Source organism: Pseudomonas sp. Sample_23, assembly GCF_004307595.1.
Taxonomy (GTDB): domain Bacteria; phylum Pseudomonadota; class Gammaproteobacteria; order Pseudomonadales; family Pseudomonadaceae; genus Aquipseudomonas; species Aquipseudomonas atacamensis.
The window spans coordinates 45899-70541 of record NZ_RCNX01000036.1 but is presented as its reverse complement, the minus strand read 5'-3'; the positions used below and the strand labels follow the sequence as shown (position 1 = coordinate 70541).

Genomic DNA, 24643 nt, shown 5'->3' with positions numbered 1-24643 from the left:
CTCGTGCCGATGCATCGGCAAGCAGAATTAAAAGCCCGAATAGCGGTTGCCATGATCCGGACGCTCGGCAACACTCTCGTCCCGATCAAGGAAGGAGCCCGCCGTGAGCCCTGTCGATATTTTCCGTATGTTGTCGCTGGCCGCTATCTGGGGCGCGAGTTTTCTGTTCATGCGCATCATTGCCCCGGTGATCGGCACGATCCCGACCGGTTTCTTTCGGGTGTCGATCGCGGCGGCCGGGCTGCTGGTGATACTCGGGCTGATGCGCATCAGCTGGGACTTCAAGGGCAAGCTGAAAACCGTGATGCTGCTGGGCGTGATCAACTCGGGGATTCCGGCGACGCTGTATTCGGTGGCGGCGCAAGTATTGCCGGCCGGCTATTCGGCGATCTTCAACGCCACGACGCCGCTGATGGGCGTGTTGATTGGCGGTTTGTTCTTCAGCGAAAAGCTCACGGCGGCCAAGCTCAGCGGCGTGTTCCTCGGTCTGTTCGGCGTCGGTGTGCTGACGCGTGCCGGTCCTGTAGCCTTCGATCTGCAACTGCTGATGGGCGCGGTCGCCTGCCTGCTGGCGACCACTTGCTACGGCTTTGCCGGATTCCTCGCACGGCGCTGGCTGGATCAGGCCGGTGGGCTGGACAGCCGTTTGTCGGCACTGGGCAGCATGCTCGGGGCGACGTTGTTTTTGCTGCCGCTGTTCGCCTACAGCACCATTACCGCGCCGCCGGTCAGCTGGGGCGGCTGGCAGGTCTGGCTGTCGCTGCTCGGCCTGGGCCTGGGTTGCACGGCGTTTGCCTACATCATCTATTTCCGCCTGCTCAGCTCGATCGGCCCGGTAAAATCGATGACCGTGACCTTCATGATCCCGCCGTTCGGCGTGTTGTGGGGGGCGTTGTTGCTGGATGAGCCGTTGTCGATGGCGCACATTTATGGCGGGGTGCTGATTGCGGCGGCGTTGTGGCTGGTGTTGAAGCCGGCGGTGGTGAAGCCTGCAAACGCGTCAGTCCGTTAGATTTTCTGCCGCAGATATTCGCGAGCAGGCTCTCTCCCACAGAAAAATACATTCCAATGTGGGAGCGAGCCTGCTCGCGAAAGGCGGCGCAACAAGCGCCACCTGCCTATCGGCTATCCGGTTTTACGGAACACAAATACCAATCCAACAATAATCAGCAGCATTCCCAACACGCTCAACGCCGCCAGCCGATTGCCGAAAATCAGGTAATCCATCACCGCCGTCACCGCCGGCACCAGATAGAACAGACTGGTGACATTCACCAGATTGCCCCGCGCGATCAGTCGATACAGCAACAGCGTCGCCAGCACTGAAACCACCAGGCCCATCCATAACACCGGGACAATGAAGCCTGCGCTGTGCTCGAAGTGAAACGGCTGGAACGGTACGAACACCCCGCACAGCAACAGCCCGGCCAGGTACTGCACTGGTAGCGTACCCAATGGATTTTCGGTGATGCGCTTTTGCATGATCGAGCCGAGCGTCATGCTCGCCAGCGCCAGCAAACCGAACAGCATGCCGGCCCAGGACATTCCGGCCAGACCGATCCCTTGATAAACCACCATGATCAGCCCGGCCAGACCCAGCGCCAGGCCGAACAGGCGGCTCGCCGAACGCTGCCGTTCCATCAAGACCACGGTGAGGATCGGCTGAACGCCCATGATCGTCGCCATTACCCCCGGCGTGACTTTGCAATCCAGCGCCAGCAGATAAAAGATCTGATAGGCCCCGAGCAACACCAGTCCCGTGGCGATCGCGAACAGCATCGGCTTGCCACCCTTGGGCAGCTTCAATCTCAGCAGCGGCGCCAGCAACACCAGCCCGCACAGGGCGATGGCGAAGCGAATCAGCAGAAAGGCAAAGGGCGAAGCATGGACGAGGCCCCATTTGGAGAAAATCGCCCCGCTGCTCCACAGCAGAACGAACAGGCTCGTGGACGTCGCCGCGAGCGCGGATTGTTTCGAAAGGACAAACATGAATACCACCTGTAGTCAGGCAAGAAGCCAACTCAGCCGAAGCTGAAATTCAGTAGGTTGTTCTGGCGGGCGCAGGGGTCAGCAGAAACTGCCGATCAACCCCGCACACCAACGCCCGGCGGCGAAACGACTGCGCACACCGGCGTGCTACTGACAGGTGGAGGGTAATGACTGATCTGCACAGGCTGCCGATTCCCGCACGGCACGACGCCAGCGTTGACCGCTGAATCGACTACCGCGTTGATGAGGGATGCAGGCATGAATGCTGATCTTTAGTGAGGAAATGAACGCGCGAGCCAGGCGGCTCGCGGGCTGACTATAACCAGCCCGGGACATAGATTGCAATGACTTGGGCGAAGGGCCGGTAGCGACAGTCTGGCGCCGGGTGGTTAGGGTTATTGGCGCGGCAACGGATTGTCAGGAGACATGGAATGCAAGAGATCATATGCCAAGGGAACGGACGTATTTGCGGTATCAGGTTTATCGGTCGGAGGCGAGGAAGCGGGCGGGTGTTGCGACTGCGCAGATGCGATGCATTTCGGGAGCCGACATGTCAGAAGTCCGCTTTGAGCCTATTGATGCGGAAGCACTCGCAGTTTATCAGTCTTGGGACGACCCCATTTTCTCGTGGGAAGACGTCGTCGTCTGGAAAGCTCGAGAACCTCTGTCTCTGGATATCGCAATCTGGTTTGAACTAGAGCTCTGCGGGCTATGCTTCGCAAATCCCAACAATAGCCGCCAGCGGATTCGCATCGTGCGACTGGAGGGCAAACCCGGAAAGGCTCACCCGCTGAAAAACCAAATAGCCGCTTTGGCATTGCTCGCCATCGACGAATTCGCCCGAATTATTGGCAGCCAAGTCATCGAAGTTCAGGAACCTATGCCGGGAGCCATTCCGGTTTATCAACAACTCGGCTTCACATTTGATGTTCAAGGTCGCCTTGTTCTACCAGTGGAGAGTAAAGTATCGTGACATCTGTTCATTTAATGACCAGCGAGGGAGGGAGTATGCGCAAAGTCGTAAGAAAATCCCCAAGCAAGAAGGAATTGCGCGAGCCGGTGGAAAAGCTTGATCGACTGGAGTTATCCGCGAATCAGCGCCGTTTTCTGCAGGTCCTTGAAAACGGAACCGACGTGACCGAGCCCAACCTGCTCGCCGGACGTCCTTGAACCCATCAATAAAAAACCGCTCCTGAGGAGCGGTTTTTTATTTCTGAGCCAGCGTCAACCAAACAACCAATACCCCAGCAACGTCAGCACCAACACCGCCAGCACCGGGCGCATTACCCTGTAGGCCTTGGGGTGCCGGCGCTTCCACTGCTTGACCACGCCGCTGAAACGGTCGCTGAAGTTCTTGCTCCAGGCATAAGCCTGGTTGATGCCGCCAACGCGTTCATCATCAAGATTCTGCGGCGCGGTGGCGCGGCCGAGCCAGCCACTGATGAAGCGATTGATGCGGGTCATCAGGCGGTTGCTCAGCGGGCGTTCGATGTCACAGAACAGAATCACTCGAGTCTGAGCGGTTTCATTCTTGACCCAGTGCACGTAGGTCTCGTCGAACATCACGTCATCGCCGTCGCGCCAGGCATAGACCTGACCGTCGACGAAGATCCGGCAATCGTCGGAGTTGGGTGTCGACAGGCCGAGGTGATAACGCAGGGAGCCGGCGAACGGGTCACGGTGCGGATTGAGGTGACTGCCGCCCGGCAGCAGCGCGAACATCGCGCCCTTGACGTTGGGTATGGCACTGACCAGCGCCACGGTTTTCGGGCAAAGAGCTTCGGCCGATGGCAGCGGTTTGTCGTACCACTTCAGATAAAAACGCTTCCAGCCCTTCTTGAAGAACGAACCGAAACCCGCATCGTTGTTCTTCTCGGCGGCGCGAATGTAGCCTTCGTCGAACAAGTGCATGGCTTCGTCGCGAATGGTTTCCCAGTTGTCGCGCAGTACATCCAGCTCCGGAAACTTGCTGCGATCCAGATACGGTCTGGATGGCACTGCGGAAAACAGGTACATCAACGCGTTGTACGGAGCAAACAGTGCGGAGTGGTTGACGAACTGGCGCAATACCGGCAAACGCGCCTTGCCGCGCAAATGCACATAGAGCGTGCTGCCCAGGAACAGCAACAGCACAAACGCCTTGGCGGCAAACGAAACGGTCATCAACGACTCCTTGAATAAAGACAACGCTGCGCAATGCCCTTTTCCCGGCATGGCAGCCGGCCATGATAAACACTACCGGCTCCGGGAAAAACCCGCCTGACACAAGATTCAGTGTTAAGCATTACGCAACAAAGCCTTTATTAACATGCAGCGCCTGAACCCTGGCTGACTTGAATCAACAGGCTTACTGCTGGTTCTCCTGCTCGGTAAACAGGTCACTGAACAGCATGCTCGACAGATAACGCTCGCCCGAATCCGGCAGCACCACGACGATGGTTTTACCCTGCATCTCTGGTTTCTCCGCCAGACGCACCGCCACCGCCATGGCAGCACCGCAGGAGATGCCGCACAAAATCCCCTCTTCCTGCATCAGGCGCAAAGCCATGGCCTTGGATTCTTCATCGGTCACCTGTTCGACGCGATCGACCATCGACAGATCAAGATTCTTCGGCACAAAACCGGCGCCAATGCCCTGAATCTTGTGCGGGCTCGGCTTGATTTCGGCACCGGCCAACGCCTGCGTAATCACCGGAGAAGACGCCGGCTCGACGGCCACCGACAGAATCGGTTTCCCGGCGGTGTTCTTGATATACCGCGAGACACCGGTAATGGTTCCACCGGTACCTACGCCAGCCACCAGCACATCCACGGCGCCGTCGGTGTCGTTCCAGATTTCCGGGCCGGTGGTCTTCTCATGAATCGCCGGGTTGGCCGGGTTATCGAACTGCGCCGGCATGAAGTATTTGTCGGCATCGCTGGCGACGATTTCCGCAGCTTTCTCGATGGCGCCCTTCATGCCCTTGGCCGGCTCGGTCAACACCAGTTCCGCGCCCAAGGCTTTAAGAACCTTGCGGCGCTCGATGCTCATCGACGCCGGCATGGTCAGCATCAATTTATAGCCACGCGCAGCGGCAACGAAGGCCAGACCGATACCGGTGTTACCGGAAGTCGGCTCGACAATGGTCATGCCCGGCTTGAGTCTGCCGCTGCTTTCGGCGTCCCAGATCATGTTGGCGCCGATTCGGCATTTGACCGAGTAACCGGGGTTGCGCCCCTCGATCTTGGCCAGGATGGTGACCCCGCGCGGCGCGATGCGGTTGATCTGGACCAGCGGCGTATTACCGATGGAATGGGCGTTGTCAGCGTAAATACGGCTCATGGCTGGGTCCTTATGCAGCGTTGAATTCAGCCTTCCAAGGTAAGCCCGTTGCCGATCACAGTCCAGTCGGGTCGAACGTCTGCAAACGCGCGGAGTCAATCGCATTGAATCGTCAAGCCACACTCTTGAAGGAACAATGGCATGAAACGTCGTTACAGCTGGCCGCTCTGGACCCTGACGGGTGTCGTGGTGCTGCTGGTCGCCCTGCATTTCGCCCTGCCCTATCTGGTACGCGACTACCTCAATGACAAGCTCGCGGACATGGGCGATTACCGTGGCCAGATCACCGATGTCGACCTCGCGCTGTGGCGCGGCGCATACAAAATCAACGGCCTGAAGATCGTCAAGGTCGACGGCAAAGTACCGGTGCCGTTCGTCGATGCGCCGTTGATCGATCTGTCGGTGAGCTGGCATTCGTTGTGGTACGACCATGCCGTGGTCGCGCAGGTGCAATTCCTCAACCCCGAAATCAACTTTGTCGACGGCGGCCCCAACAAACAGAACTCGCAGACCGGTCAGGGCACCGACTGGCGTGAGCAGTTGGGCAAGCTGCTGCCGATCACCCTTGATGAAGTGCAGATCAACGACGGCCGTATCACGTTCCGCAACTTCAATTCCAAGCCGCCGGTGAACATGAACGCCAGCAACGTCAACGCCAGCATCTACAACCTGACCAATGTGGTCGACAAGGAAGGCAAACGCGACGCGCGCTTTGAAGGCAAGGCGTTGCTGCTGGGCCACGCGCCGCTGGAAACCACCGCCACCTTCGATCCACTGAGCAACTTCGAAGACTTCGAATTCCGCCTGCGCGCCCGTGACATCGAGCTCAAACGCATGAACGACTTCGCCGCCGCCTACGGCAAATTCGATTTCAACGCCGGCCACGGCGATGTGGTTATCGAAGCGAAGGCAGAGAAAGCCCGACTCACCGGCTACATCAAACCCCTGCTGCGCGACGTCGACGTATTCAACTGGCAGCAAGACGTCGAAAACAAGAACAAAGGCCTGTTCCGCTCAATCTGGGAAGCGCTGGTCGGCGGCACCGAGACCGTGCTGAAAAACCAGAACAAAAACCAGTTCGCCACCCGCGTTGAACTCAGCGGCAATGTTCACCAGCAGAACGTCAACGCCTTTGAAGCGTTTTTGCAGATTTTGCGCAATGGCTTCATCCAGGCATTCAATGCGCGGTACGAACGGCCGAAGCCAGATGAGGGTTAAGTTTGGCCGTTGACAAAATATTCGGCCACCCGCCGAGACTGAGTCAACATGTGACGCTCCATTCAGAGACTGAATAAGCCGTCTGCGTTCACAGTCGACCGGCGTGCGCGTTATAGTCGGGCATCCGATTATTTCGCCCCGCCCTGCCCGTAAGGTCAGCGTTACCGTTCGAGGATTAGCAGATGAAGTTCGAAGGCACCCAGGCCTACGTCGCCACCGATGACCTGAAGCTGGCGGTCAACGCCGCCATCACCCTGGAACGACCGCTGCTGGTCAAGGGTGAGCCGGGCACCGGCAAGACCATGCTCGCCGAGCAACTGGCCGAGTCGTTCGGTGCCAAGCTGATCACCTGGCACATCAAATCCACCACCAAGGCCCACCAGGGCCTGTACGAGTACGACGCCGTCAGCCGTTTGCGCGATTCGCAACTGGGCAACGAAAAAGTCCACGACGTGCGCAACTACCTGAAGAAAGGCAAGCTCTGGGAAGCGTTCGAGTCCGAGGAGCGGGTGATTCTGCTGATCGACGAAATCGACAAGGCCGACATCGAGTTCCCCAACGATCTGCTGCAAGAACTCGACAAGATGGAGTTCTACGTTTACGAAATCGACGAGACCATCAAGGCGAAAAAGCGCCCGATCATCATCATTACTTCCAACAACGAAAAAGAATTGCCGGACGCCTTTCTGCGCCGCTGCTTCTTCCACTACATCGCTTTCCCCGACCGCACTACCCTGCAGAAAATCGTCGACGTGCACTACCCGGACATCAAAAAGGACCTGGTCAGCGAAGCGCTCGATGTGTTCTTCGACGTGCGCAAGGTACCGGGCCTGAAGAAAAAGCCTTCGACATCCGAGCTGGTCGACTGGCTGAAGCTGTTGATGGCCGACAACATCGGCGAAGCGGTGCTGCGCGAGCGCGATCCGACCAAAGCCATTCCGCCACTGGCAGGGGCACTGGTGAAGAACGAACAGGACGTGCAACTGCTTGAGCGCCTGGCGTTCATGAGCCGGCGCGGCACCCGCTAAGAGGCTGCTGCCATGTTGCTCAACCTGTTCAACGAAATGCGTGCAGCCAAGGTACCGGTATCGGTGCGCGAGCTGCTCGACCTGATCAACGCGCTGAAACAGCGTGTGACCTTCGCCGACATGGACGAGTTTTATTACTTGTCGCGGGCGATTCTGGTGAAGGACGAGCGCCATTTCGACAAGTTCGACCGCGCGTTCGGTGCCTACTTCAATGGCCTGGAGAAACTCGACGACCACTTGCAGGCGCTGATTCCCGAGGACTGGCTGCGCAAGGAATTCGAGCGTTCGCTGAGCGACGAAGAGCGCGCGCAGATCCAGTCCCTTGGCGGGCTGGACAAGCTCATCGAGGAATTCAAGAAGCGTCTGGAAGAACAGAAGGAACGCCACGCCGGCGGCAACAAATGGATTGGCACCGGCGGCACCAGCCCGTTCGGCTCCGGCGGTTTCAACCCGGAAGGCATCCGCGTTGGCGATGCCGGCAAGCGTCAGGGCAAAGCGGTTAAGGTCTGGGATCAGCGCGAGTACAAGAACCTCGACGATTCGGTGGAACTGGGCACACGCAATATCAAGGTCGCCTTGCGTCGTCTGCGCAAGTTCGCTCGCCAGGGTGCGGCGGAAGAACTCGACATCGACGGCACCATCGACCACACCGCCAAGGACGCCGGCCTGCTGAATATCCAGATGCGCCCGGAACGGCGCAACACGGTGAAGCTGCTGCTGTTGTTCGACATCGGCGGCTCGATGGACGCGCACGTGAAGATCTGTGAGGAATTGTTTTCGGCCTGCAAGACCGAGTTCAAGCACCTCGAGTACTTCTACTTCCACAACTTCATCTATGAATCGGTGTGGAAAAACAACATGCGCCGCACTTCCGAGCGCACTTCGACCCAGGATCTGCTGCACAAGTACGGCGCCGACTACAAAGTGATCTTTATCGGTGACGCCGCCATGGCGCCGTACGAAATCACCCAGGCCGGTGGCAGCGTCGAGCACTGGAACGAAGAGCCGGGTTACGTGTGGATGCAGCGCTTCATGGAGAAATACAAGAAGCTCATCTGGATCAATCCGTATCCGAAGGACACGTGGGGCTATACCTCGTCGACCAACATCGTCCGCGATCTGATCGAGGATCAGATGTATCCGCTGACGCTGCGCGGGCTTGAAGAAGGGATGCGGTTTCTTTCCAAATGACGACCTGATCGTTCCCATGCTCCGCGTGAAAATGCATCAAGTCACGCTCTGCGTCACAGGGACGCGGAGCGTCCCGGGCGGCATTCCCACACGGAGCGTGGGAACGATCAACATCTGTGGGAGCGAGCCTGCTCGCGAAGCTTTTAGCGATCTTTGAAGCGCTGCAAATATTCGACATGCTCGCGGTGCGCGACGTCCTGCACTACCGGCCTCAATCTCACCTTCGCTCCCGGCAGGCATTGCGCCAATCGTGCCAACGCCAGCGGTGTCAACGCACCCAGGCGCGGATAGCCGCCAATGGTCTGGCGATCGTTGAGCAACACAATCGGCTGCCCGTCCGGCGGCACCTGCACTGCCCCCAACGGAATCCCCTCGGAGATCATCGGCGCGCCTTGATATTGCAACGCCGCGCCGAGCAGGCGGATGCCCATGCGGTCGGCGCGACTGTCGATGGTCCAGGCGCTGTTGAAGACATCGAACAGGCTCTGCCCGCTGAACTGGCCGATCTGTGCGCCGAGCACCAAGTCCAAAGGCGCGTGCATTTTGAAATCCGGCCGCAGCGCTGAAGGCATTTCCCGCGTCGCCAACGCTTCGCCGCTGTAACCGAGCGCCGCCCCTTTGGCGAGCGGAAGGCCCATGCCATCAAGTCCGCCCAATTCTTCTCGCAGTACCGTGGCACTGCTGCCCAGTACCTTGGGCGCAGTAAAACCAACGGGTGCGGCCAGATAAACCCGGGCGCCAAGCAAAGGCTGGGTGAAGCGCAATGTCTGCCCTTTCGCCAACCGGAAACTGCGCCACGGCGCCAGCGGTTGGCCGTCGATCTGGGCGCCGAGATCCGCTCCCGCCAGCGCCAGCAGGCAATCCTCCTCAGCCACCACGGCAAACCCGCCGAGGGTGATTTCAACTACCGCTGCATCCAGTTCATTGCCCAATAGCCAATTGGCCCAGCTCATGGAGCACCAATCCGCCGCGCCGCCCTGGGTCACGCCCAGATGTCGCACGCCAAACCGCCCGGCGTCCTGCAACAGGCACAGCGGCGTGCTGGCTTCGATCGTCAATCGACTCATGCCAGCGCCTCCAGTGGGGTGTCATCGCCGCCCAGACGAATGAATTCGGCGTGGTCGACCACTTCGAAGCGCACCGTGTCGCCGGGTTGCATCAGGCTGTAGCCGTCGCGATGGCGATCGAAGAGTTTCGCCGGGGTGCGCCCGATCAGGTTCCAGCCACCGGGTGAGACCACCGGATAGGCAGCGGTCTGCCGCTCAGCGATACCGACGCTGCCGGCGGCGACTTTCTTGCGCGGTGTGCTCAAGCGTGGCGCGGCGAGCATTTCTTCGACCAGGCCCATGAAGGCAAAACCCGGCGCAAAGCCCAACGCGAACACCTGATATTCCCGTGCGCTGTGGCGACGAATCACCTCCTTCACCGCCAGCCCGCTGCGTTCAGCCAGCAGGCTCAGTTCCGGGCCGACACTCAAGTCGTACCAGACCGGCAAGACGTGGCGCTGCCCAGCGCTTCGCGCATTCGGCGTCAGATCGACCAGCGCTTCGGCGATCAATTCGCGCGCCTGCGCCGGACTCAACAGCGTCAGATCGTAATGCACCATCAACGTCGTATAGGACGGCACCAGATCGATCAGTTGTGCACCAAACGCCGTGCGCAAGCGCTCGCTGGCGGCGAGCATCCACGGCATGTTGGCTTCGGCGATTTCATCGAACAGACGCAGCATCAGGCAATCCAGCGCCACCACTTCAACCCGTGGATTCATGACGCACTCGACTGCTGCAAGGCCTGGCGAATGCGCCGCACGGCGGCCACGGAACTGGCGTTGTCGCCGTGGACGCACAAGGTATTGGCGCGCAGGATCAAGGCGCTGCCATCGCTGGCGCTGAGTTCGCCGCCACGGGCGATGGTCAACGCTTGCTCGATGATTTTTTCGGGATCGTGATGCACGGCACCGGGCAATTGCCGGGAGACCAGCCGGCCGCCACTGTCATAGGCACGGTCGGCGAACGCTTCAAACCACAGCGTTACGCCGTATTCATCGCCAATTTGCTGCGCCGCAGCGTTGTCTCGGGTCGCCATCAACATCAGCGGCAGGCTGCGGTCATACGCGGCCACGGCCTGCACCACCGCGCGCAACTGCGCCGGGTTGGCCATCATGTCGTTGTACATCGCGCCGTGGGGTTTGACGTAACTCACACGCCCGCCCTGCGCCTTGCAGATGCCGTCGAGGGCGCCGATCTGGTAATGCAGGATGTCCTGCAGCTCTTGCGCGGAATACGCCATGGAGCGTCGGCCGAATCCGACCAGATCCTGATAGGCCGGGTGCGCGCCAATCTGCACGCCGTGTTCGAGGGCCAGCGCCACGGTTTTGCGCATGATGCTCGGGTCGCCGGCATGGAAACCACAGGCAACATTGGCGCAATCGATGAAGGGCATGACCTCGGCATCCAGACCCATGGTCCAGCTGCCGAAGCTCTCGCCAATGTCGCAATTCAATAGCAGGCGGCTCACGGTGAACACTCCTGTAGCTGCTGGTCTTTTTATCTGTAGGAGACTTCTGCGCAGGGTATCAGTTACTGCGCGTCGAGTTGCTTGCCACGGGTTTCCGGCAGGCTCAGCGCCGCCAGAATCACCACGCCATATGACACCGCCGCGAAGGCGCCGATGCCCATGCTCAGCGGCACTTTCTGGCTGAGCAGGCCGATCAGCAGCGGGAACAACGCCGCCAGTGCGCGGCCGATGTTGTAACAGAAACCCTGGCCCGAGCCGCGAATCCGCGTGGGGAACAATTCAGTCAGAAACGCGCCCATGCCGCTGAAAATCCCCGAGGCGAAGAAGCCCAGCGGAAAGCCCAGCCACAGCATCACGCCGTTGCTGACCGGCATCTGCGTGTAGAGCAGAACGATGGTGAACGAGCCGACCGCGAACAAGATGAAATTCTTTTTCCGCCCGAGCAGGTCGGTCAGATACGCGCTGATCACATAGCCGACGTAGGAACCGACGATCACCATCGCCAGATAACCACCGGTGCCGAGCACGCTCAAACCGCGCTCGTTCTTGAGGAAAGTCGGCAGCCAGGAGGTAATCGCGTAGTAGCCGCCCAACGCACCGGTGGTCAGCAAGGAAGCGCGAAACGTGGTGAAGAGCATTCCCGGTGCGAAGATCTCGTAGAACTTCGCCGGGTTTTCCGGAGTTTGCGCGGCTTTGGCTTCGCGATATATCTCCGGATCTTTCACCAGGCGACGGACGAAAATCACGAATATCGCCGGCACGATGCCGAGGATGAACAGCGCGCGCCAGGCATCTTCCGCTGGCAACACCGAAAACAGCAGCGCGTACAGAATCGCCGTCAGGCCCCAGCCCAGCGCCCAGCCGGATTGCACCATGCCCACCGCTTTGCCGCGATCCTTGGCGCGGATCACTTCACCGATCAACACCGCGCCGGCGGTCCATTCACCGCCGAATCCGAAGCCCATCAGGGTGCGGGCGATCAGCAATTGTTCGTAGTTTTGCGCGAAGCCGCAGAGGAAGGTGAAGAAGGCGAACCACAGCACCGTCAGTTGCAGGGTGCGCACGCGGCCGATGCGGTCGGAGAGAATCCCGGCGACCCAACCGCCGATGGCCGAGGCGATCAGGGTGCTGGTGTGAATCAGCCCCGCTTCGCCAGTGGTGATACCCCACATCGCGATCAGCGTCGGCACGACAAAGCTGAGCATCTGCGTGTCCATGCCGTCCAGACCGTAGCCGATCTTGCAGCTCCAGAACGTGCGGCGCTCCTGCTGGTTGATGTTGCGATACCAGTCGAACGGCCCGGGGCGCGTCACTGGCTTGGATAACGGGAGGGTGTCGGGAGCACTCATGGCAAATCTCCGCAGGGCTTTTATTGGTCTTGTTCGAAGCTCCGACGACGCCTATCGTGGGAACCGGATGCGCCGATTTTTCGTCGCCCTGCCCTGCGCCGTCCAACGAATAAAAACCCGCCTTAGGCATAAGAAAAATTTGTCAGCCGAGCCTTGTCCATGAATCTGAAGTTTCTCGAGACCTTTGTCTGGGTCGCGCGCCTGAAGAGTTTTCGCCTGACCGCCGACAAGCTGTTCACCACCCAGGCGTCGATTTCCAGCCGCATTGCGGTGCTCGAAGGCGAACTGGGCGTGAAGCTGTTTCTGCGCGATTCACGCGGCGTCAGCCTGACCCCGGAAGGCTTGAAGGTGCTCGATTACGACTGAACAGATGCTCGACACCATGGCGGCGCTGAAACAATCGATCGAAACCCGTTCGAGCAAGGTCGGCCGGGTGCGTATCGGCGTGATGGACACGGTGATTCATACCTGGCTGAGCCCACTGGTGGCGCAGATGACCGATCTGTACCCACGGGTGGAGATCGAGTTGGTCGCAGATACCGCGCTGAACCTCTGCGATCAGCTGCAAAAAGGCTTCCTTGATCTGGTCCTGCAAACCGATCTGGTCCGTCACGAAAGCGTGCGCAGCCTGGAGCTGGCCAGCCATCCGCTGGGCTGGATCGTCGCGAGCAATTCGATCTATAACCGCGACTACGCCGACCTCGCCGAACTGGCGCAGGAGCGGATCATCACCTATTCGAAAAACTCACGACCGCATCAGGATATCGTCGCCCTGATGCAGGCCAACGGCGTCATGGCGCCACGTTTGAATTGCGTGAATTCGGTGTCAGCGATCACCCGGTTGTTGCGCGATGGCTTCGGTATCGGCGCGCTGCCGCCGGTGCTGGTGGCCGAGGAACTGGCGCGTGGCGAATTGATCTTGCTCGACATCGAGCAGCGGCCGGCGAATCTGCCGGTGGTGGTGTCGTGGCGGGTCGGGGTTGAGTGGGTCGAGGAGATTGTGACGTTGTGTCAGCAGGTGCTTGCAGAGTACGCGCAGAAAGTCGGCAAAAATTACATTTCCCTTACGTCATGATCGTTCCCACGCTCTGCGTGGGAATGCCTCAACGGACGCTCTGCGTTCGCCTTTGGGGACGCAGAGCGTCCCGGGCTGCATTCCCACGCAGAGCGTGGGAACGATCATCAGAGGCCGCGGACGTCGCGATCTTCGATCGGTCGGCTCTGGCGCAGGCGGCGGCCGCCGAGGACGACCCAGTCGATCAGGCGGAACAGGCATTCGACACCGAACGACAGCAGCAACGCGCCGCTCATGCCCCAGATCATCGCCTCTGGCGTCAGCAGGATCTGGTAGCTGTAGCCGTTCCAGGTTTCCTTGCGAATGTCCGGATCAGCGGCCAGGACCACTTGCAGGAAGCGCACATACCACGGGCCTTGCATCGCCTGGAATTGCTTGTCCAGCGCGACCTGGCGGGTGAGCAAGGTGTTCAGGCTGTCGGCATCGCTGCGGAAAATCGGGTCTTCGCTGGCCCGGTAATGTGCGACCAGCGCCTGCATGTCGCCTTTGAAAAACTGATCGGCCGTGCCTTGGAAACCGCGCAGGCCGGTCTGCGCTTCGATCAGGTGCGCTTCGACACGCTGGGCGTAATCGTTGATAAACCCCGGGACCTGGACACCGATCAACAGGCCCGCCGCAAACAACACCAGCCGTAGATAACTGAGCAACATGGGTGCAAATCCTTATTCGGTCTTGCCCTGGCTGACGCATTCGCCGCGTCGCCACAGGCTCCATTGGCCCGGTTCGTAGCGGGTCCAGGTTTCGTTTTCGGTCAGAGGCTCGGTGGCAATCACCGTGACCACATCGTTGGGCGTGGTTTCGGCCTGGAAGTCGACAATCACATCGACATCCTTGAGCCGCGCCGGGCCGAACGGTGCGCGGCGGGTGATCTGAGCGAGTTTGGTCGAGCAGTAACAGAACAGCCAGTCACCGTCGCTGAGCAGGCAATTGAACACGCCTTTGCTGCGATATTCGGCGCACGCTGCGACCAGATCCGGCAGCAGCACTTCGATATCGACCGGCTCGGGGAAGGCTGCGCGTACCCGGTTGAGCAAATCGCAGAAGGCCGCTTCGCTGTCGGTATCGCCGACCGGGCGGTAGAAACTCTTGATCGGAGTGAAGTCGGCGAGTTGACCGTTGTGCGCGAAACACCAGTTGCGCCCCCACAGTTCGCGGACGAACGGGTGGGTGTTGGACAGGCAGACCTTGCCGACGTTGGCCTGGCGGATGTGGCCGATGACCACTTCGCTCTTGATCGGATAACGCTGCACCAGATTGGCTACTTCCGACTCGCTGCTCGCCGCCGGGTCCTGAAACAGACGCAAGCCGCGCCCCTCGTAGAAGGCAATGCCCCAGCCGTCGCGGTGCGGGCCGGTGCGTCCGCCGCGCTGCATCAGGCCGGTGAAGCTGAACACGATGTCGGTCGGCACGTTGGCACTCATGCCCAATAATTCACACATGTGCGGACTCTCGGGTTACAGACGCGGCTCGACCCGCATGCGCTGCGGATTGTTCGGCACTGGCGGGCGGCCGTAGCGGTCATCACCGGCGCCGCCGAACGGTTGATCATCGTCGCGCTCTTCGGCACGGGCCGCGGCCTTGGCGGCCTCGGCGCGTTCACGCCGCGCTGTCGAGGCGCGCTCGATCGGCAGGCGGATCAAGACGAAAACCAGATACGCCCCGAAGGCGATCATGCCGTACATGAACAGATCGGAAACCGCGCGCCAGGCGTTGTTGCCGACCTTGAACAGCATGTCCAGGGCGGTGATGGCGATGGCCGGTGCAACTTTGGCTTTCACCGGATCGACGATGGTCGGGCTGAACAGCAACACCGCCATCAGCACACGCAGCGGCTCGCGCAGCCAGCGCCACATCCAGGTGGTCAGGCGCATCCATACCAGCAGGCAGCCCACGGCGGCAAAGGCGTAAAGGCCCCAGGCGATCAGATAGTCGTTCTCGGTCATGGTGTCCATGGCAAGGCAGGCAAATAGGCGCTTATAGTAACGACTTTTCGCCCATGCGGCTTGTCCCAATACCAGACGGCCAGCAGCCGCCCCTGTGGGAGCGAGCCTGCTCCCGAATACGGACTGTCAGTTGCAACAGCGTTGCCTGACACACCGCTTTCGCGAGCAGGCTCGCTCCCACAAGGGCTGCGGCGCTTTCAAGACCTGCGAACAACCCAATTCCGAATATTGTCCGAGAGCCTTCCATGCCCCAATCCGCCAATGTCATGACTGCCCCGATTGCCCAGCGGGCGCCCGGCGCCGACCCGTATGCCTGGCTGCAGGAGCGCGACACCGACGCGGTGCTCGACTACCTCAAGGCTGAAAACGCTTATCAGGAAGCGCAAACCGCCGATCAGGCCGAGCTGCGTGAAAGCCTGTTCAATGAGATCAAGGGACGGATTCTCGAGACTGATCTGTCCCTGCCCTCGCCTTGGGGCCCGTATCTGTATTACACGCGCACCACCGCCGGTGACGAATACGCCCGGCACTACCGCTGCCCGCGTCCTGCCGACGACAGCCTGACCCTCGATGAAAGCCGCGAGCAACTGTTGCTCGACCCGAATGCGCTGGCCAATGGCGGCTTCTTCTCGCTCGGTGCTTTCAGCATCAGTCCTGATCACCAGCGCCTGGCCTACAGCGTCGATACCTCGGGCGACGAGGTCTACACGCTGTTCGTCAAAGAGCTGTCCAACGACAAGGTCAGCGAACTGGAATTCGAGGACTGCGACGGCAGCATGACCTGGGCCAACGACAGCCTGACCCTGTTTTTCGGCGTGCTCGACGACACCCATCGCCCGCATAAACTGTTCCGCTATCGCCTCGATGGCACTGCCGCTGAAGAGGTTTTTCACGAGCCGGATGGGCGGTTCTTCCTGCATTGCTACCGCGCCAGCTCCGAACAGCAATTGCTGCTGTCGCTGGGCAGCAAGACCACCAGTGAAGTCTGGGCGCTGGAAGCCAATCAGCCGCATCTGCCGTTCAGCTGCCTGGCGCCACGGGTCGAAGATCACGAATACGACGTCGACCACGGCCTGCTCGATGGCGTCTGGACCTGGTTTATCCGCACCAACCGCGACGGCATCAACTTCGCTCTGTATCAGGCCCCGGACACTGGCGTGCCGCCAAGCGAGGCCGAGTGGCAGAACCTTATCCCGCACAACGAAGAAGTGATGCTCGACGGCGTCAGCCTCAACGCAGAGGCTATGACCTTGAGCCTGCGCGAAGGTGGTCTGCCGATCATCGAGGTTCACCCGCAGGGCCAGGCGTCGTATCGCGTGCAGTTGCCCGATGCGGCCTACAGTCTGCATGTGCAAAACAGCCTGGAATTCGAGAGCGATCGCATTCGCTTGCGCTACGAAGCGTTGAATCGCCCGGCTCAGGTGCGCCAGTTGATCCTCGCCAGCGGCGAGCAAACGGTGCTCAAGGAAACTCCGGTACTCGGCCAATTTGATGCCGACGCCTATGTCAGCCAACGTCTATGGGCCACCGCCCCCGACGGCACGCAGGTGCCGATCAGTCTGGTGATGAAGCGCGAGATGGTCGGTAAACCGGTGCCGCTGTATCTGTATGGTTACGGCGCTTACGGTTCCAGCCTCGATCCGTGGTTTTCCCATGCACGCCTGAGCCTGCTCGATCGCGGCATGGCCTTCGCCATCGCTCACGTACGTGGTGGTGGTGAATTGGGCGAAGCCTGGTATCGCGCCGGCAAGCAGGAACACAAACACAACACCTTCAGCGACTTCATCGCTTGCGCCGAATTCCTGATTCTCAACGGCATCACCACGGCGGAGAAACTGGCGATCAGCGGCGGCAGCGCCGGTGGCCTGCTGATCGGCGCGGTGCTCAACCAGCGCCCGGACCTGTTCGGCGTGGCGATTGCCGAAGTGCCGTTCGTCGACGTACTCAACACCATGCTCGACCCCGAGCTGCCCCTGACCGTTACCGAATACGACGAATGGGGCAACCCGGAAGAACCGGACGTCTATGATCGGATCAAGGCTTACGCGCCGTACGAAAACGTCACCGCGCAGGCTTATCCGCCAATGCTGGTGATCGCCGGCTACAACGACAGCCGTGTGCAGTATTGGGAGGCGGCCAAGTGGGTGGCGAAATTGCGCGCAACCAAGACCGACGACAATGTGCTGCTGCTCAAGACTGAATTGGGTGCCGGGCATGGCGGCATGAGCGGACGCTATCAGGGATTACGTGACGTAGCGCTCGAATATGCATTTGTGTTCAAGGTTTTGGGCCTAGCCTGAGGAACTCCGTCGGTCACTTGGGTCTTAATTCCAGACCCATTGTGGCGAGGGGATTTATCCCCGTTGGGCTGCGAAGCGGCCCCAAAACCTGCAAACTCAGTATTTCTGAAGCACCGAGTTGGCAGGATTTGCGACTGCTGCGCAGCCGAGCGGGGATAAATCCCCTCGCCACAAGAGCCCGTTCCTACGGGATCCGTGTATAGCCTTGAAATGTGATAACAAAAAGACCGCATCGACATGTCTGAACCGACCTTTCTGAACAACGAAATCCGCGACTGGCTGATGGACTGTGGCCTGTTCGATCAATTGCAACTGGCCGACTTTGCGGCCGCTTCCGGCTATTTCAGTATCAGCACCGTGGCTGAGGGCGAGGCGATTTTTCGCGAGGGTGATGCCGGCAGTTTCATGTGCATCATCCACACCGGCCAGGTCGCCGTGCAGAAAACCGGCGCCGACGGCCAGGTGATCACCATGGCCACCCTGCGCAGCGGTCGCGCCTTCGGTGAAATGGCCGTGCTCGATGGCGAGCGCCGCTCGGCTACCTGCATCGCGGCGAGCAACTGTCAGTTGCTCAATCTGGGCAAGGATTCGCTGGAAAAAATGCTCAACGACGCACCGAAAATCGCCGCAAAGATCATCCGCGCCCTCGCCGTCTCGCTGTCCAAACGCCTGCGCATGGCCGACGGCCAACTCGCCGCACAACAGGTTTAACCGCCGGGGGACTTGACCTTGTTGCCGTTCGGCTCGATGCCCGGCACCGGTTGATCCTTGCTCGGCGGGCTGGGCATTTCGATCGGTACCAGCGGCGGGCTGCCGCTGCCGGCGCCCGACTTGGGCAGGGTGATCGGGGTGATCTGCGGATACGGCGTCGGCGTCGCAGTGCCGGGCGAACCGGGTTGCGGCGTCGGGCTGACTGGAACGCTCTGCTGGGCCTGCACTGCAGTAATCGCGAGCGCGGCCAGGGTAATGACCGTTAGAATGGTGCGCTTCATCAAGGGCTCCGTTTGGCCTTTAGTCTGTGCTCAGGCTACTCCCAACGCGCCTGCTTGCCTTCCCCCTTGTAGAGATTTCCATGAAACGTTTCGTTCTGCTCGACACCACCCCGATCCCTGAAAACGGCGGTGCCCTGTGCCTGTTCGAGTATGGCGAGGATTTCGTCATCAAGATCCAGGGCGGCGACGGCGGACAGTTGATGAACACGCGCATGCACGGTTCTGAAGATGCGCTGGCCGAGATTCCCTGCCGCAAGGTCGCCGGCCGGCCGAATTCGCGGGTGTTGATCGGCGGCCTGGGCATGGGTTTCACCCTCGCCTCGGCACTCAAGCACCTGGGCAAGTCCGCCGAAGTGGTGGTCGCTGAGCTGGTGCCCGGCGTAGTCGAGTGGAATCGCTGCCCGCTCGGGGAGAAGTCCGGTCGGCCATTGCTCGATCCGCGCACGGTGATCCGCATGGAAGATGTGGCCAACGTGCTGCAAAGCGAGCCGAACGGTTTCGACGCGATCATGCTCGACGTCGACAACGGCCCTGAAGGTCTGACCCAGAAGGCCAACAGTTGGCTGTACTCCGCCGCTGGTCTGAATGCCTGCGCCAAGGCCCTGCGCCCCAAAGGCGTGCTCGCGGTGTGGTCGGCCAGCGCTGACCGACAGTTTTCCGACAAATTGAAGAAGGCCGGCTTCAAGGCCGAAGAAGTCCAGGTCTTCGCCCACGGCAACAAGGGCACCCGCCACACGATCTGGATTGCCGAGAAGCTCAAGGGCTGAGCTAAACTCTGCGCATAACCGTCATCAGTCTTTCTGCAAAGGTGAACCCATGAGTTCGTCCACCCCCACCAACACGTCGAAGCTGGACCGCATCCTCGCCGACAACCAGCGCGACAAGGAAATGGGCTACCGCGACAAGGCCCTGAAGATGTACCCGCACGTCTGCGGCCGCTGCGCCCGTGAGTTTTCCGGCAAGCGCCTGAGCGAACTGACCGTGCACCACCGCGACCACAACCACGACAACAACCCGCAGGACGGCTCGAACTGGGAGCTGTTGTGCCTGTATTGCCACGACAACGAACACTCGCGTTACACCGATCAGCAGTATTTCGGCGAAGGCTCGCTGAGCACACCAAAGATCGCCAAGGCCACGCATAATCCGTTTGCGGCCCTGGCTGGCCTGATGAAAAAAGAAGACTGAAGATCTTCATCGCCTGAGCTGGCCCTTTCGCGAGCAGGCTCGCTCCCACAGGGGATGTGGGAGCGAGCCTGCTCGCGAAAGCGGCCTGCCAGACACCACAAGTCTCGAATCTGCCCGCCCTCCCCCAATCCCCGTATAATCGCGCTCTTTTTCTCGAAGGCACCCCGCTCGTGGCAGACAAACGGTACAGCTGCATTGGTTTGTATAACCCAAAATCACCGGAGAACGTCGGTTCGGTGATGCGCGCCGCAGGCTGTTACGGCGTGGCGTCGGTGTTCTACACCGGCAAGCGTTATGAACGCGCCGCCGACTTCGTCACCGACACCAAACGCGTGCACTACGACATCCCGCTGATCGGCATCGACGACCTGAAAAAAATCCTTCCGCTCAACTGCGTGCCCGTTGCGGTAGAGCTGGTCGAAGGCGCACGGCCGCTGCCGGAATATACCCACCCCGACCGCGCCCTGTACATCTTCGGGCCGGAAGACGGCTCGCTGGATAAAGAGATTCGCGACTGGTGCGAAGACGTCGTGTACATCCCGACCACCGGCTGCATGAACCTCGCCGCCACGGTCAACGTCGTGCTCTACGACCGCATGGCCAAAGGCCTGAACACCCGCTCCGGGCCGAAATTCCGCTGAAGCGTCGCACATTCGATGGAACAAGCTGACCGCCCTGGCAGTCAGCTTATCTATCAATCGCACCCTGCCTGGAGATAGACCATGAGCGAGCTCAAACGCGTAGAACGCATCGAATCCACCCCGTTCCAGTCGCCTTCGCACAAGAACGTGCATGGCTGGGAGCGCGTCGGCTCGTTGACCGGCGGCGTGCTGATGGTCGGCAAGGGCCTGCGCCGTGGCGGCGTGTTCGGCCTGATTCAAGTGGCGCTCGGCGGCATGGCCGTGGCCCGTGGCATTACCGGGCACTGCTCGGCGAAAAGCCTGCTGGAAAAAGGCCGTCAGGACATGAGCAACGTGCGGGCGAAGATCGAACGCGCTGGGGAAGAGCTGAGCAAGCTGAAGACCAATGCCGAAGTGGCCACCGAAACGGCAACCGTTACCGGCAATGATTCGCTGACCTCGCCGAAAGCCGGCGTCTGAGGCTTTAAAGCAAAAGATCGCAGCCTCCGGCAGCTCCTACACGGAATCACGTTTTCCATTGTAGGAGCTGCCGAAGGCTGCGATCTTTTGATCTTTACGGGTTCAACAACCCACCACCTCATCAGCCCGCGCGAAAAATCAGATGATCTTCCCAGTCATCCTCCGGCACGCTGCCTTCGGCGAGCATGCGCCCGGACTGGGAAATCCGCTCATGGTGCACCGCATCGCGGTCGCCACACACCAGGTGATGCCATAACGGCAGATCCTTGCCCTCGCTGACCAGACGATAACCGCAGGTCGGCGGCAGCCATTTGAATTCTTCCGCCTGACCCGGCGTGAGCTGGATGCAGTCCGGGACAAACTTGATCCGGTTCGGATAATCGCTGCACTGGCAGGTTTTCAGATCCAGCAGTTTGCAGGCGATGCGCGTGTAATAGACGCTGTTGTCTTCTTCATCCTCGAGCTTTTGCAGGCAGCACAGACCGCAGCCGTCGCACAGCGATTCCCATTCCTCGTGATCGAGTTGATCGAGGGTTTTGCGTTTCCAGAACGGTTCGACTATGGCGGCCATGGCTCAAGCATCAACATCAAGGTGGTGAAAAGGCCGCCAGTCTAGTGCCAGCGGACGCAAGGGCCAAGCGCTGGCGACTGTCGGTAAATCCGCTTGTCAGCGCCAGCGCCGCCCGCTGAGCAAACTGGTGGCTGCACTTTGAAACCAATGTGGGAGCGAGCCTGCTCGCGAAAGCGCTGTGTCAGACACGCTGTTGTCGACTGACACGCCCTCTTCGCGAGCAGGCTCGCTCCCACAGCGAAATCGGGTGAGTCAGTAACCGCGGGTGAAATCCACCTCGCCGCGCAACGCTTCACCCGCCTCATACGCTTTCAGATTCTGCACAAACAAATCCACCATCAGCGCCGGCGAGGTCGGTGCCGAGCTGTGCCCGGTCAGGAGCAAGCCCCACGCGGTCCAGAACGGATGGCGTTGCGGCAATGGTTCCTGACGGCAGACGTCGATCACCGCGCCGGCCAGGTGCCCTTCTTTCAAAGCTTCAACCAGATCGGCATCGACCACTGCCACACCGCGTCCAGCGTTGATGAACAGTCCGGTCGGTTTGAATTGCTTGAACAGCGCCGCGTCGTAGATATCGTGGGTGTGTTCGGTGTTCGGCAGCAGATTGACCACGTAGTCCACCTCGCCCACCAGACGCGGCAGATCCGCCAGCGCGCCGACTTCGACAAACGGCGCCTGTTCGCGGGCGCTGCTGGCGATGCCATAAAGCTCGACGCCGAACGGCCGCAGAAACTGCGCAACGCTCTGGCCGATGTCACCGGTGCCGACGATCAGCACCTTGCGCCCGACCAGACTCTGGCCGCTGCGGTTGTCCCACTTGCGCTCGACCTGACTGACCAGCCGCGCCAGCACTTCGCGTTCGTGGCCGAGGATGTAGGTCAGCACGTATTCGGCCATGACCTGACCGAAAATCCCCACGGCGCGGGTCAGGCGATAATCGCGGCGCAGGCCGTCGGCGAGCAGCGGCGTGATGCCGGCCCAGGTCGATTGCAGCCATTGCGGTTGATGGCCCTGGCGCAGCAGGGTCGCGAGCAGATCCGGCTGGCCCAGCCACACCGGGCAATCGGCGGCCTGCCGCGCCAGTTCGGCGGAGTCGCCGCTGGTCAGGACTTCAAGCTCGGGCAGTGCCTGACGCAGCAGGCGGGCGTATATCGCGTGGTCGTGTTCAGCAATCAGAACGCGCATCTTCAAACCTTTCGCAAACCGTGCAGACAGCCGCCGGGTTTGGGCCGGCCATCGCGGTAAAAACAGTTCCAGGGTTAACCGAGGCCCAGGACAGGGCCTCGCGGGTCAGACCGGGTCGTTGCGTCGCAGCAACTCTTCGGGCAAGTGCTCGATGTACTCGTCCTCGGCCGGTGGCATCTGCAGGTGATAGCCCTGCTTGTCGAGGTTTTCCAGAACCACGGTGATGTCTTCGCTGGCCAGCTTGCGCTCGGGCGACAGCACCAGATCGAAGGAATGCTTCGCTTTGCCGAAAGCCGTCATCAGCGCATCCGGCACGCGCTCGAGCGCATCGCTCTTGAGCACGTAGAGATACATGCCGCTGCGCTTGGAGCTTTGGTAGATGGAGCAAATACGTTTCAAGGCTGTTCTCCGGCGGTGGCCAGGCTGTCGAGCAGCTTCTGGCCGAGCAATTCGCGGCGCCAGCCACGCAGCGAATCGGGCAATTGGTAAGGCCCCTCGGGGAAGCCGCTTTTGACCAGCGCTTCGAGGGTTTTCTTGCGCAGCATCAGTTCCGGGGCAATACCCAGGCGTTCGGCCTCGGCCTGACCCAGCGCGCGCAGTTGTTTGATCAACGCAGCGGCTTCGATCGGCAACGGCTCGGGCACTGCCGGCGGCCATTGATCCGGCCCCACACTGCCAGAGCGCTTGATCAGATCAAGCAGAAACTGACCGTCCTGACGTACGGTACGCGGGTGCATGTCTTCGATCTTGCCCAGCGCCGCGAGGTTATCCGGCTGCGTGCGGGCCAGGGGCCACAGCGAGTGTTCCCGGACGATGCGGTTGCGCGGCAGGTCGCGGGCGCGGGCTTCTTTTTCGCGCCAGGCGCACAGCTCACGCAGCACGGCCAGTTGCGCACGGGACAGCTTCCACGCCAGTTTCGCCTCGCGATAGACCTCGTACGGATCGGTCTCGCGGCGCAGGTTGGCAACCAGTTCGGCGCCATCCTCCAGCACCCAGGCGAACTTGTCGGCGGACAGCTTGGGCCGCAACTCGACGAACACCTCAGCCAGATGCACGGCGTCTTCGGCGGCATAGCTGATCTGGGTATCGGACAGCGGGCGCTGCAACCAGTCGGAGCGGGTTTCGCCCTTGGGCAGGTCGATGCCGAGCACTTCCTGCACCAGACGCGAATAGCCCATCGAGAAGCCGAGGTTCAGGTAAGCGGCGGCCAGTTGCGTGTCGAACAACGGCGCCGGCAGGCTGCCGGTCAGGCGCAACAGCACTTCGAGGTCTTCGCTGCAGGCGTGCAGGACTTTGAGCACCGCCGGGTTCTCCAGCAACGCGGCCAGCGGTTGCCAGGCGTTGATGGTAAGCGGGTCGATCAGGTAGGCGCGTTTGCCGTCGCCGATCTGCAACAGGCCGGCAATCGGGTAGAAGGTGTCGACCCGCATGAATTCGGTGTCGAGGGCAACGAACGGCAGCTGCTGCCACTCGGCGCAAAACTGCGCGAGGCTTTCGTTGTCGCGAATCCAGTGAATATCGATAGCCACACGGCTCTCCCTTGAAGAATGGCGCGCAGTATATATCGCCACCGACGATTTACGCGCCTTTGAAGGGCAAGAGCTGTAAGGAAATGTCTTGCCTGTCAGCAAGAATAGTCTGACAGCAGAAACAGAAAGGCCCGTCGCATTGGTGC

The 24643-nt window shown here is 60.5% G+C and carries 27 protein-coding genes and 1 pseudogene; 13 read left to right on the top strand and 15 right to left on the bottom strand.

What is annotated here, in order from left to right; all coding sequences use genetic code 11:
- Positions 1-103: 103 nt before the first annotated feature.
- The gene (locus tag D8U82_RS09195) at positions 104-1012 is read left to right on the top strand and encodes a DMT family transporter (RefSeq protein WP_122505875.1); all 909 of its coding nucleotides are present in this window, start codon (positions 104-106) and stop codon (positions 1010-1012) included.
- A gap of 113 nt (positions 1013-1125) precedes the next feature.
- Here the strand turns inward: D8U82_RS09195 and D8U82_RS09190 are convergent, their stop codons facing one another.
- A complete protein-coding gene (locus D8U82_RS09190) occupies positions 1126-1989 on the bottom strand; it encodes a DMT family transporter (protein ID WP_130902072.1) in 864 nt (287 codons plus the stop codon).
- A gap of 550 nt (positions 1990-2539) precedes the next feature.
- Between D8U82_RS09190 and D8U82_RS09185 the strand changes: the two genes are divergently transcribed.
- Entirely contained in the window at positions 2540-2962 is a 423-nt protein-coding gene (locus D8U82_RS09185) for a hypothetical protein (protein WP_307845087.1), read from the top strand.
- Between the two features lie 35 nt (positions 2963-2997).
- Complete coding sequence (locus D8U82_RS28085) at positions 2998-3159, top strand: hypothetical protein (RefSeq protein WP_016771212.1); 162 nt, start codon at positions 2998-3000, stop codon at positions 3157-3159.
- 54 nt (positions 3160-3213) lie between these two features.
- On the opposite strand, the gene D8U82_RS09180 is transcribed toward D8U82_RS28085, so the two are convergent.
- Entirely contained in the window at positions 3214-4152 is a 939-nt protein-coding gene (locus D8U82_RS09180) for an aspartyl/asparaginyl beta-hydroxylase domain-containing protein (RefSeq protein ID WP_041478836.1), read from the bottom strand.
- 184 nt (positions 4153-4336) lie between these two features.
- A complete protein-coding gene (gene cysK / locus D8U82_RS09175; protein ID WP_016771214.1) occupies positions 4337-5311 on the bottom strand; it encodes a cysteine synthase A in 975 nt (324 codons plus the stop codon).
- Between the two features lie 141 nt (positions 5312-5452).
- Here cysK and D8U82_RS09170 point away from each other — a divergent pair, with 141 nt between their 5' ends.
- From D8U82_RS09170 to D8U82_RS09160, 3 genes are all read left to right on the top strand, one after another.
- On the top strand, positions 5453-6529 hold the full coding sequence (locus D8U82_RS09170) for a DUF748 domain-containing protein (protein WP_122611698.1): 1077 nt from the start codon (positions 5453-5455) through the stop codon (positions 6527-6529).
- A 182-nt stretch (positions 6530-6711) separates the two neighbouring features.
- Complete coding sequence (locus D8U82_RS09165; protein WP_007911294.1) at positions 6712-7557, top strand: MoxR family ATPase; 846 nt, start codon at positions 6712-6714, stop codon at positions 7555-7557.
- A 12-nt stretch (positions 7558-7569) separates the two neighbouring features.
- Positions 7570-8748: a VWA domain-containing protein gene (locus D8U82_RS09160; protein WP_016771218.1), complete on the top strand. Its 1179-nt coding sequence runs from the start codon at positions 7570-7572 to the stop codon at positions 8746-8748.
- A 143-nt stretch (positions 8749-8891) separates the two neighbouring features.
- On the opposite strand, the gene D8U82_RS09155 is transcribed toward D8U82_RS09160, so the two are convergent.
- The 4 genes from D8U82_RS09155 to D8U82_RS09140 all read right to left on the bottom strand — a co-directional run bounded on the left by D8U82_RS09155 (position 8892) and on the right by D8U82_RS09140 (position 12614).
- Positions 8892-9815, bottom strand: coding sequence for a biotin-dependent carboxyltransferase family protein (locus tag D8U82_RS09155; protein WP_130902071.1), 924 nt, complete (start codon positions 9813-9815; stop codon positions 8892-8894).
- Entirely contained in the window at positions 9812-10516 is a 705-nt protein-coding gene (pxpB, locus tag D8U82_RS09150) for a 5-oxoprolinase subunit PxpB (RefSeq protein ID WP_130902070.1), read from the bottom strand. The genes D8U82_RS09155 and pxpB overlap by 4 nt, the downstream gene beginning before the upstream one ends.
- Positions 10513-11265: a 5-oxoprolinase subunit PxpA gene (locus D8U82_RS09145; protein WP_130902069.1), complete on the bottom strand. Its 753-nt coding sequence runs from the start codon at positions 11263-11265 to the stop codon at positions 10513-10515. Before D8U82_RS09145 ends, pxpB begins: the two co-directional genes overlap by 4 nt.
- 62 nt (positions 11266-11327) lie before the next feature.
- On the bottom strand, positions 11328-12614 hold the full coding sequence (locus D8U82_RS09140) for an MFS transporter (protein ID WP_071174695.1): 1287 nt from the start codon (positions 12612-12614) through the stop codon (positions 11328-11330).
- A gap of 159 nt (positions 12615-12773) precedes the next feature.
- Between D8U82_RS09140 and D8U82_RS09135 the strand changes: the two are divergent.
- Positions 12774-13689, top strand: a pseudogene (locus D8U82_RS09135) (LysR family transcriptional regulator).
- A gap of 107 nt (positions 13690-13796) precedes the next feature.
- Here the strand turns inward: D8U82_RS09135 and D8U82_RS09130 are convergent.
- From D8U82_RS09130 to D8U82_RS09120, 3 genes are read right to left on the bottom strand one after another with little or no spacing between them, the layout of a single operon-like run.
- Positions 13797-14339, bottom strand: coding sequence for a DUF2937 family protein (locus tag D8U82_RS09130; RefSeq protein WP_024012023.1), 543 nt, complete (start codon positions 14337-14339; stop codon positions 13797-13799).
- A 12-nt stretch (positions 14340-14351) separates the two neighbouring features.
- Positions 14352-15128 carry a class II glutamine amidotransferase gene (locus tag D8U82_RS09125; protein WP_024012022.1) on the bottom strand — a complete coding sequence of 259 codons (777 nt, stop codon included), beginning with the start codon at positions 15126-15128 and terminating at the stop codon, positions 14352-14354.
- Between the two features lie 15 nt (positions 15129-15143).
- Positions 15144-15641, bottom strand: a complete 498-nt coding sequence (locus tag D8U82_RS09120; RefSeq protein WP_125917781.1) for an MFS transporter — start codon at positions 15639-15641, stop codon at positions 15144-15146.
- Between the two features lie 236 nt (positions 15642-15877).
- On the opposite strand from D8U82_RS09120, the gene D8U82_RS09115 reads away from it, so the two are divergent.
- Positions 15878-17932 (top strand): S9 family peptidase, encoded by a 2055-nt coding sequence (locus D8U82_RS09115; RefSeq protein WP_130902068.1) that lies wholly within the window; start codon positions 15878-15880, stop codon positions 17930-17932.
- A gap of 237 nt (positions 17933-18169) precedes the next feature.
- Complete coding sequence (locus tag D8U82_RS09105) at positions 18170-18643, top strand: cyclic nucleotide-binding domain-containing protein (RefSeq protein ID WP_016771227.1); 474 nt, start codon at positions 18170-18172, stop codon at positions 18641-18643.
- Here the strand turns inward: D8U82_RS09105 and D8U82_RS09100 are convergent.
- The gene (locus tag D8U82_RS09100; protein WP_016771228.1) at positions 18640-18924 is read right to left on the bottom strand and encodes a hypothetical protein; all 285 of its coding nucleotides are present in this window, start codon (positions 18922-18924) and stop codon (positions 18640-18642) included. The two genes, D8U82_RS09105 and D8U82_RS09100, sit on opposite strands and share 4 nt — an antisense overlap.
- An 80-nt stretch (positions 18925-19004) precedes the next feature.
- Between D8U82_RS09100 and D8U82_RS09095 the strand changes: the two genes are divergently transcribed.
- The 4 genes from D8U82_RS09095 (at position 19005) to D8U82_RS09080 (ending at position 21212) form a co-directional block, all read left to right on the top strand.
- Positions 19005-19691, top strand: a complete 687-nt coding sequence (locus D8U82_RS09095) for an MnmC family methyltransferase (RefSeq protein ID WP_130902067.1) — start codon at positions 19005-19007, stop codon at positions 19689-19691.
- Positions 19692-19740: 49 nt separating this feature from the next.
- Positions 19741-20112, top strand: coding sequence for a YajD family HNH nuclease (locus D8U82_RS09090; RefSeq protein WP_007944009.1), 372 nt, complete (start codon positions 19741-19743; stop codon positions 20110-20112).
- Between the two features lie 170 nt (positions 20113-20282).
- The gene (locus D8U82_RS09085; RefSeq protein WP_007911337.1) at positions 20283-20753 is read left to right on the top strand and encodes an RNA methyltransferase; all 471 of its coding nucleotides are present in this window, start codon (positions 20283-20285) and stop codon (positions 20751-20753) included.
- 81 nt (positions 20754-20834) lie between these two features.
- Positions 20835-21212, top strand: coding sequence for a DUF2892 domain-containing protein (locus D8U82_RS09080; protein WP_110645006.1), 378 nt, complete (start codon positions 20835-20837; stop codon positions 21210-21212).
- 121 nt (positions 21213-21333) lie between these two features.
- Here D8U82_RS09080 and D8U82_RS09075 read toward each other — a convergent pair whose 3' ends face one another.
- The 4 genes from D8U82_RS09075 to rnd all read right to left on the bottom strand — a co-directional run bounded on the left by D8U82_RS09075 (position 21334) and on the right by rnd (position 24497).
- Positions 21334-21783 carry a YcgN family cysteine cluster protein gene (locus D8U82_RS09075; RefSeq protein WP_016771232.1) on the bottom strand — a complete coding sequence of 150 codons (450 nt, stop codon included), beginning with the start codon at positions 21781-21783 and terminating at the stop codon, positions 21334-21336.
- A 252-nt stretch (positions 21784-22035) separates the two neighbouring features.
- Entirely contained in the window at positions 22036-22968 is a 933-nt protein-coding gene (locus D8U82_RS09070) for a D-2-hydroxyacid dehydrogenase (RefSeq protein WP_073472920.1), read from the bottom strand.
- A gap of 105 nt (positions 22969-23073) precedes the next feature.
- Positions 23074-23367: a YcgL domain-containing protein gene (locus tag D8U82_RS09065; protein ID WP_016771234.1), complete on the bottom strand. Its 294-nt coding sequence runs from the start codon at positions 23365-23367 to the stop codon at positions 23074-23076.
- Positions 23364-24497, bottom strand: coding sequence for a ribonuclease D (gene rnd / locus D8U82_RS09060; protein WP_130902066.1), 1134 nt, complete (start codon positions 24495-24497; stop codon positions 23364-23366). Before rnd ends, D8U82_RS09065 begins: the two co-directional genes overlap by 4 nt.
- Positions 24498-24643: the final 146 nt, after the last annotated feature.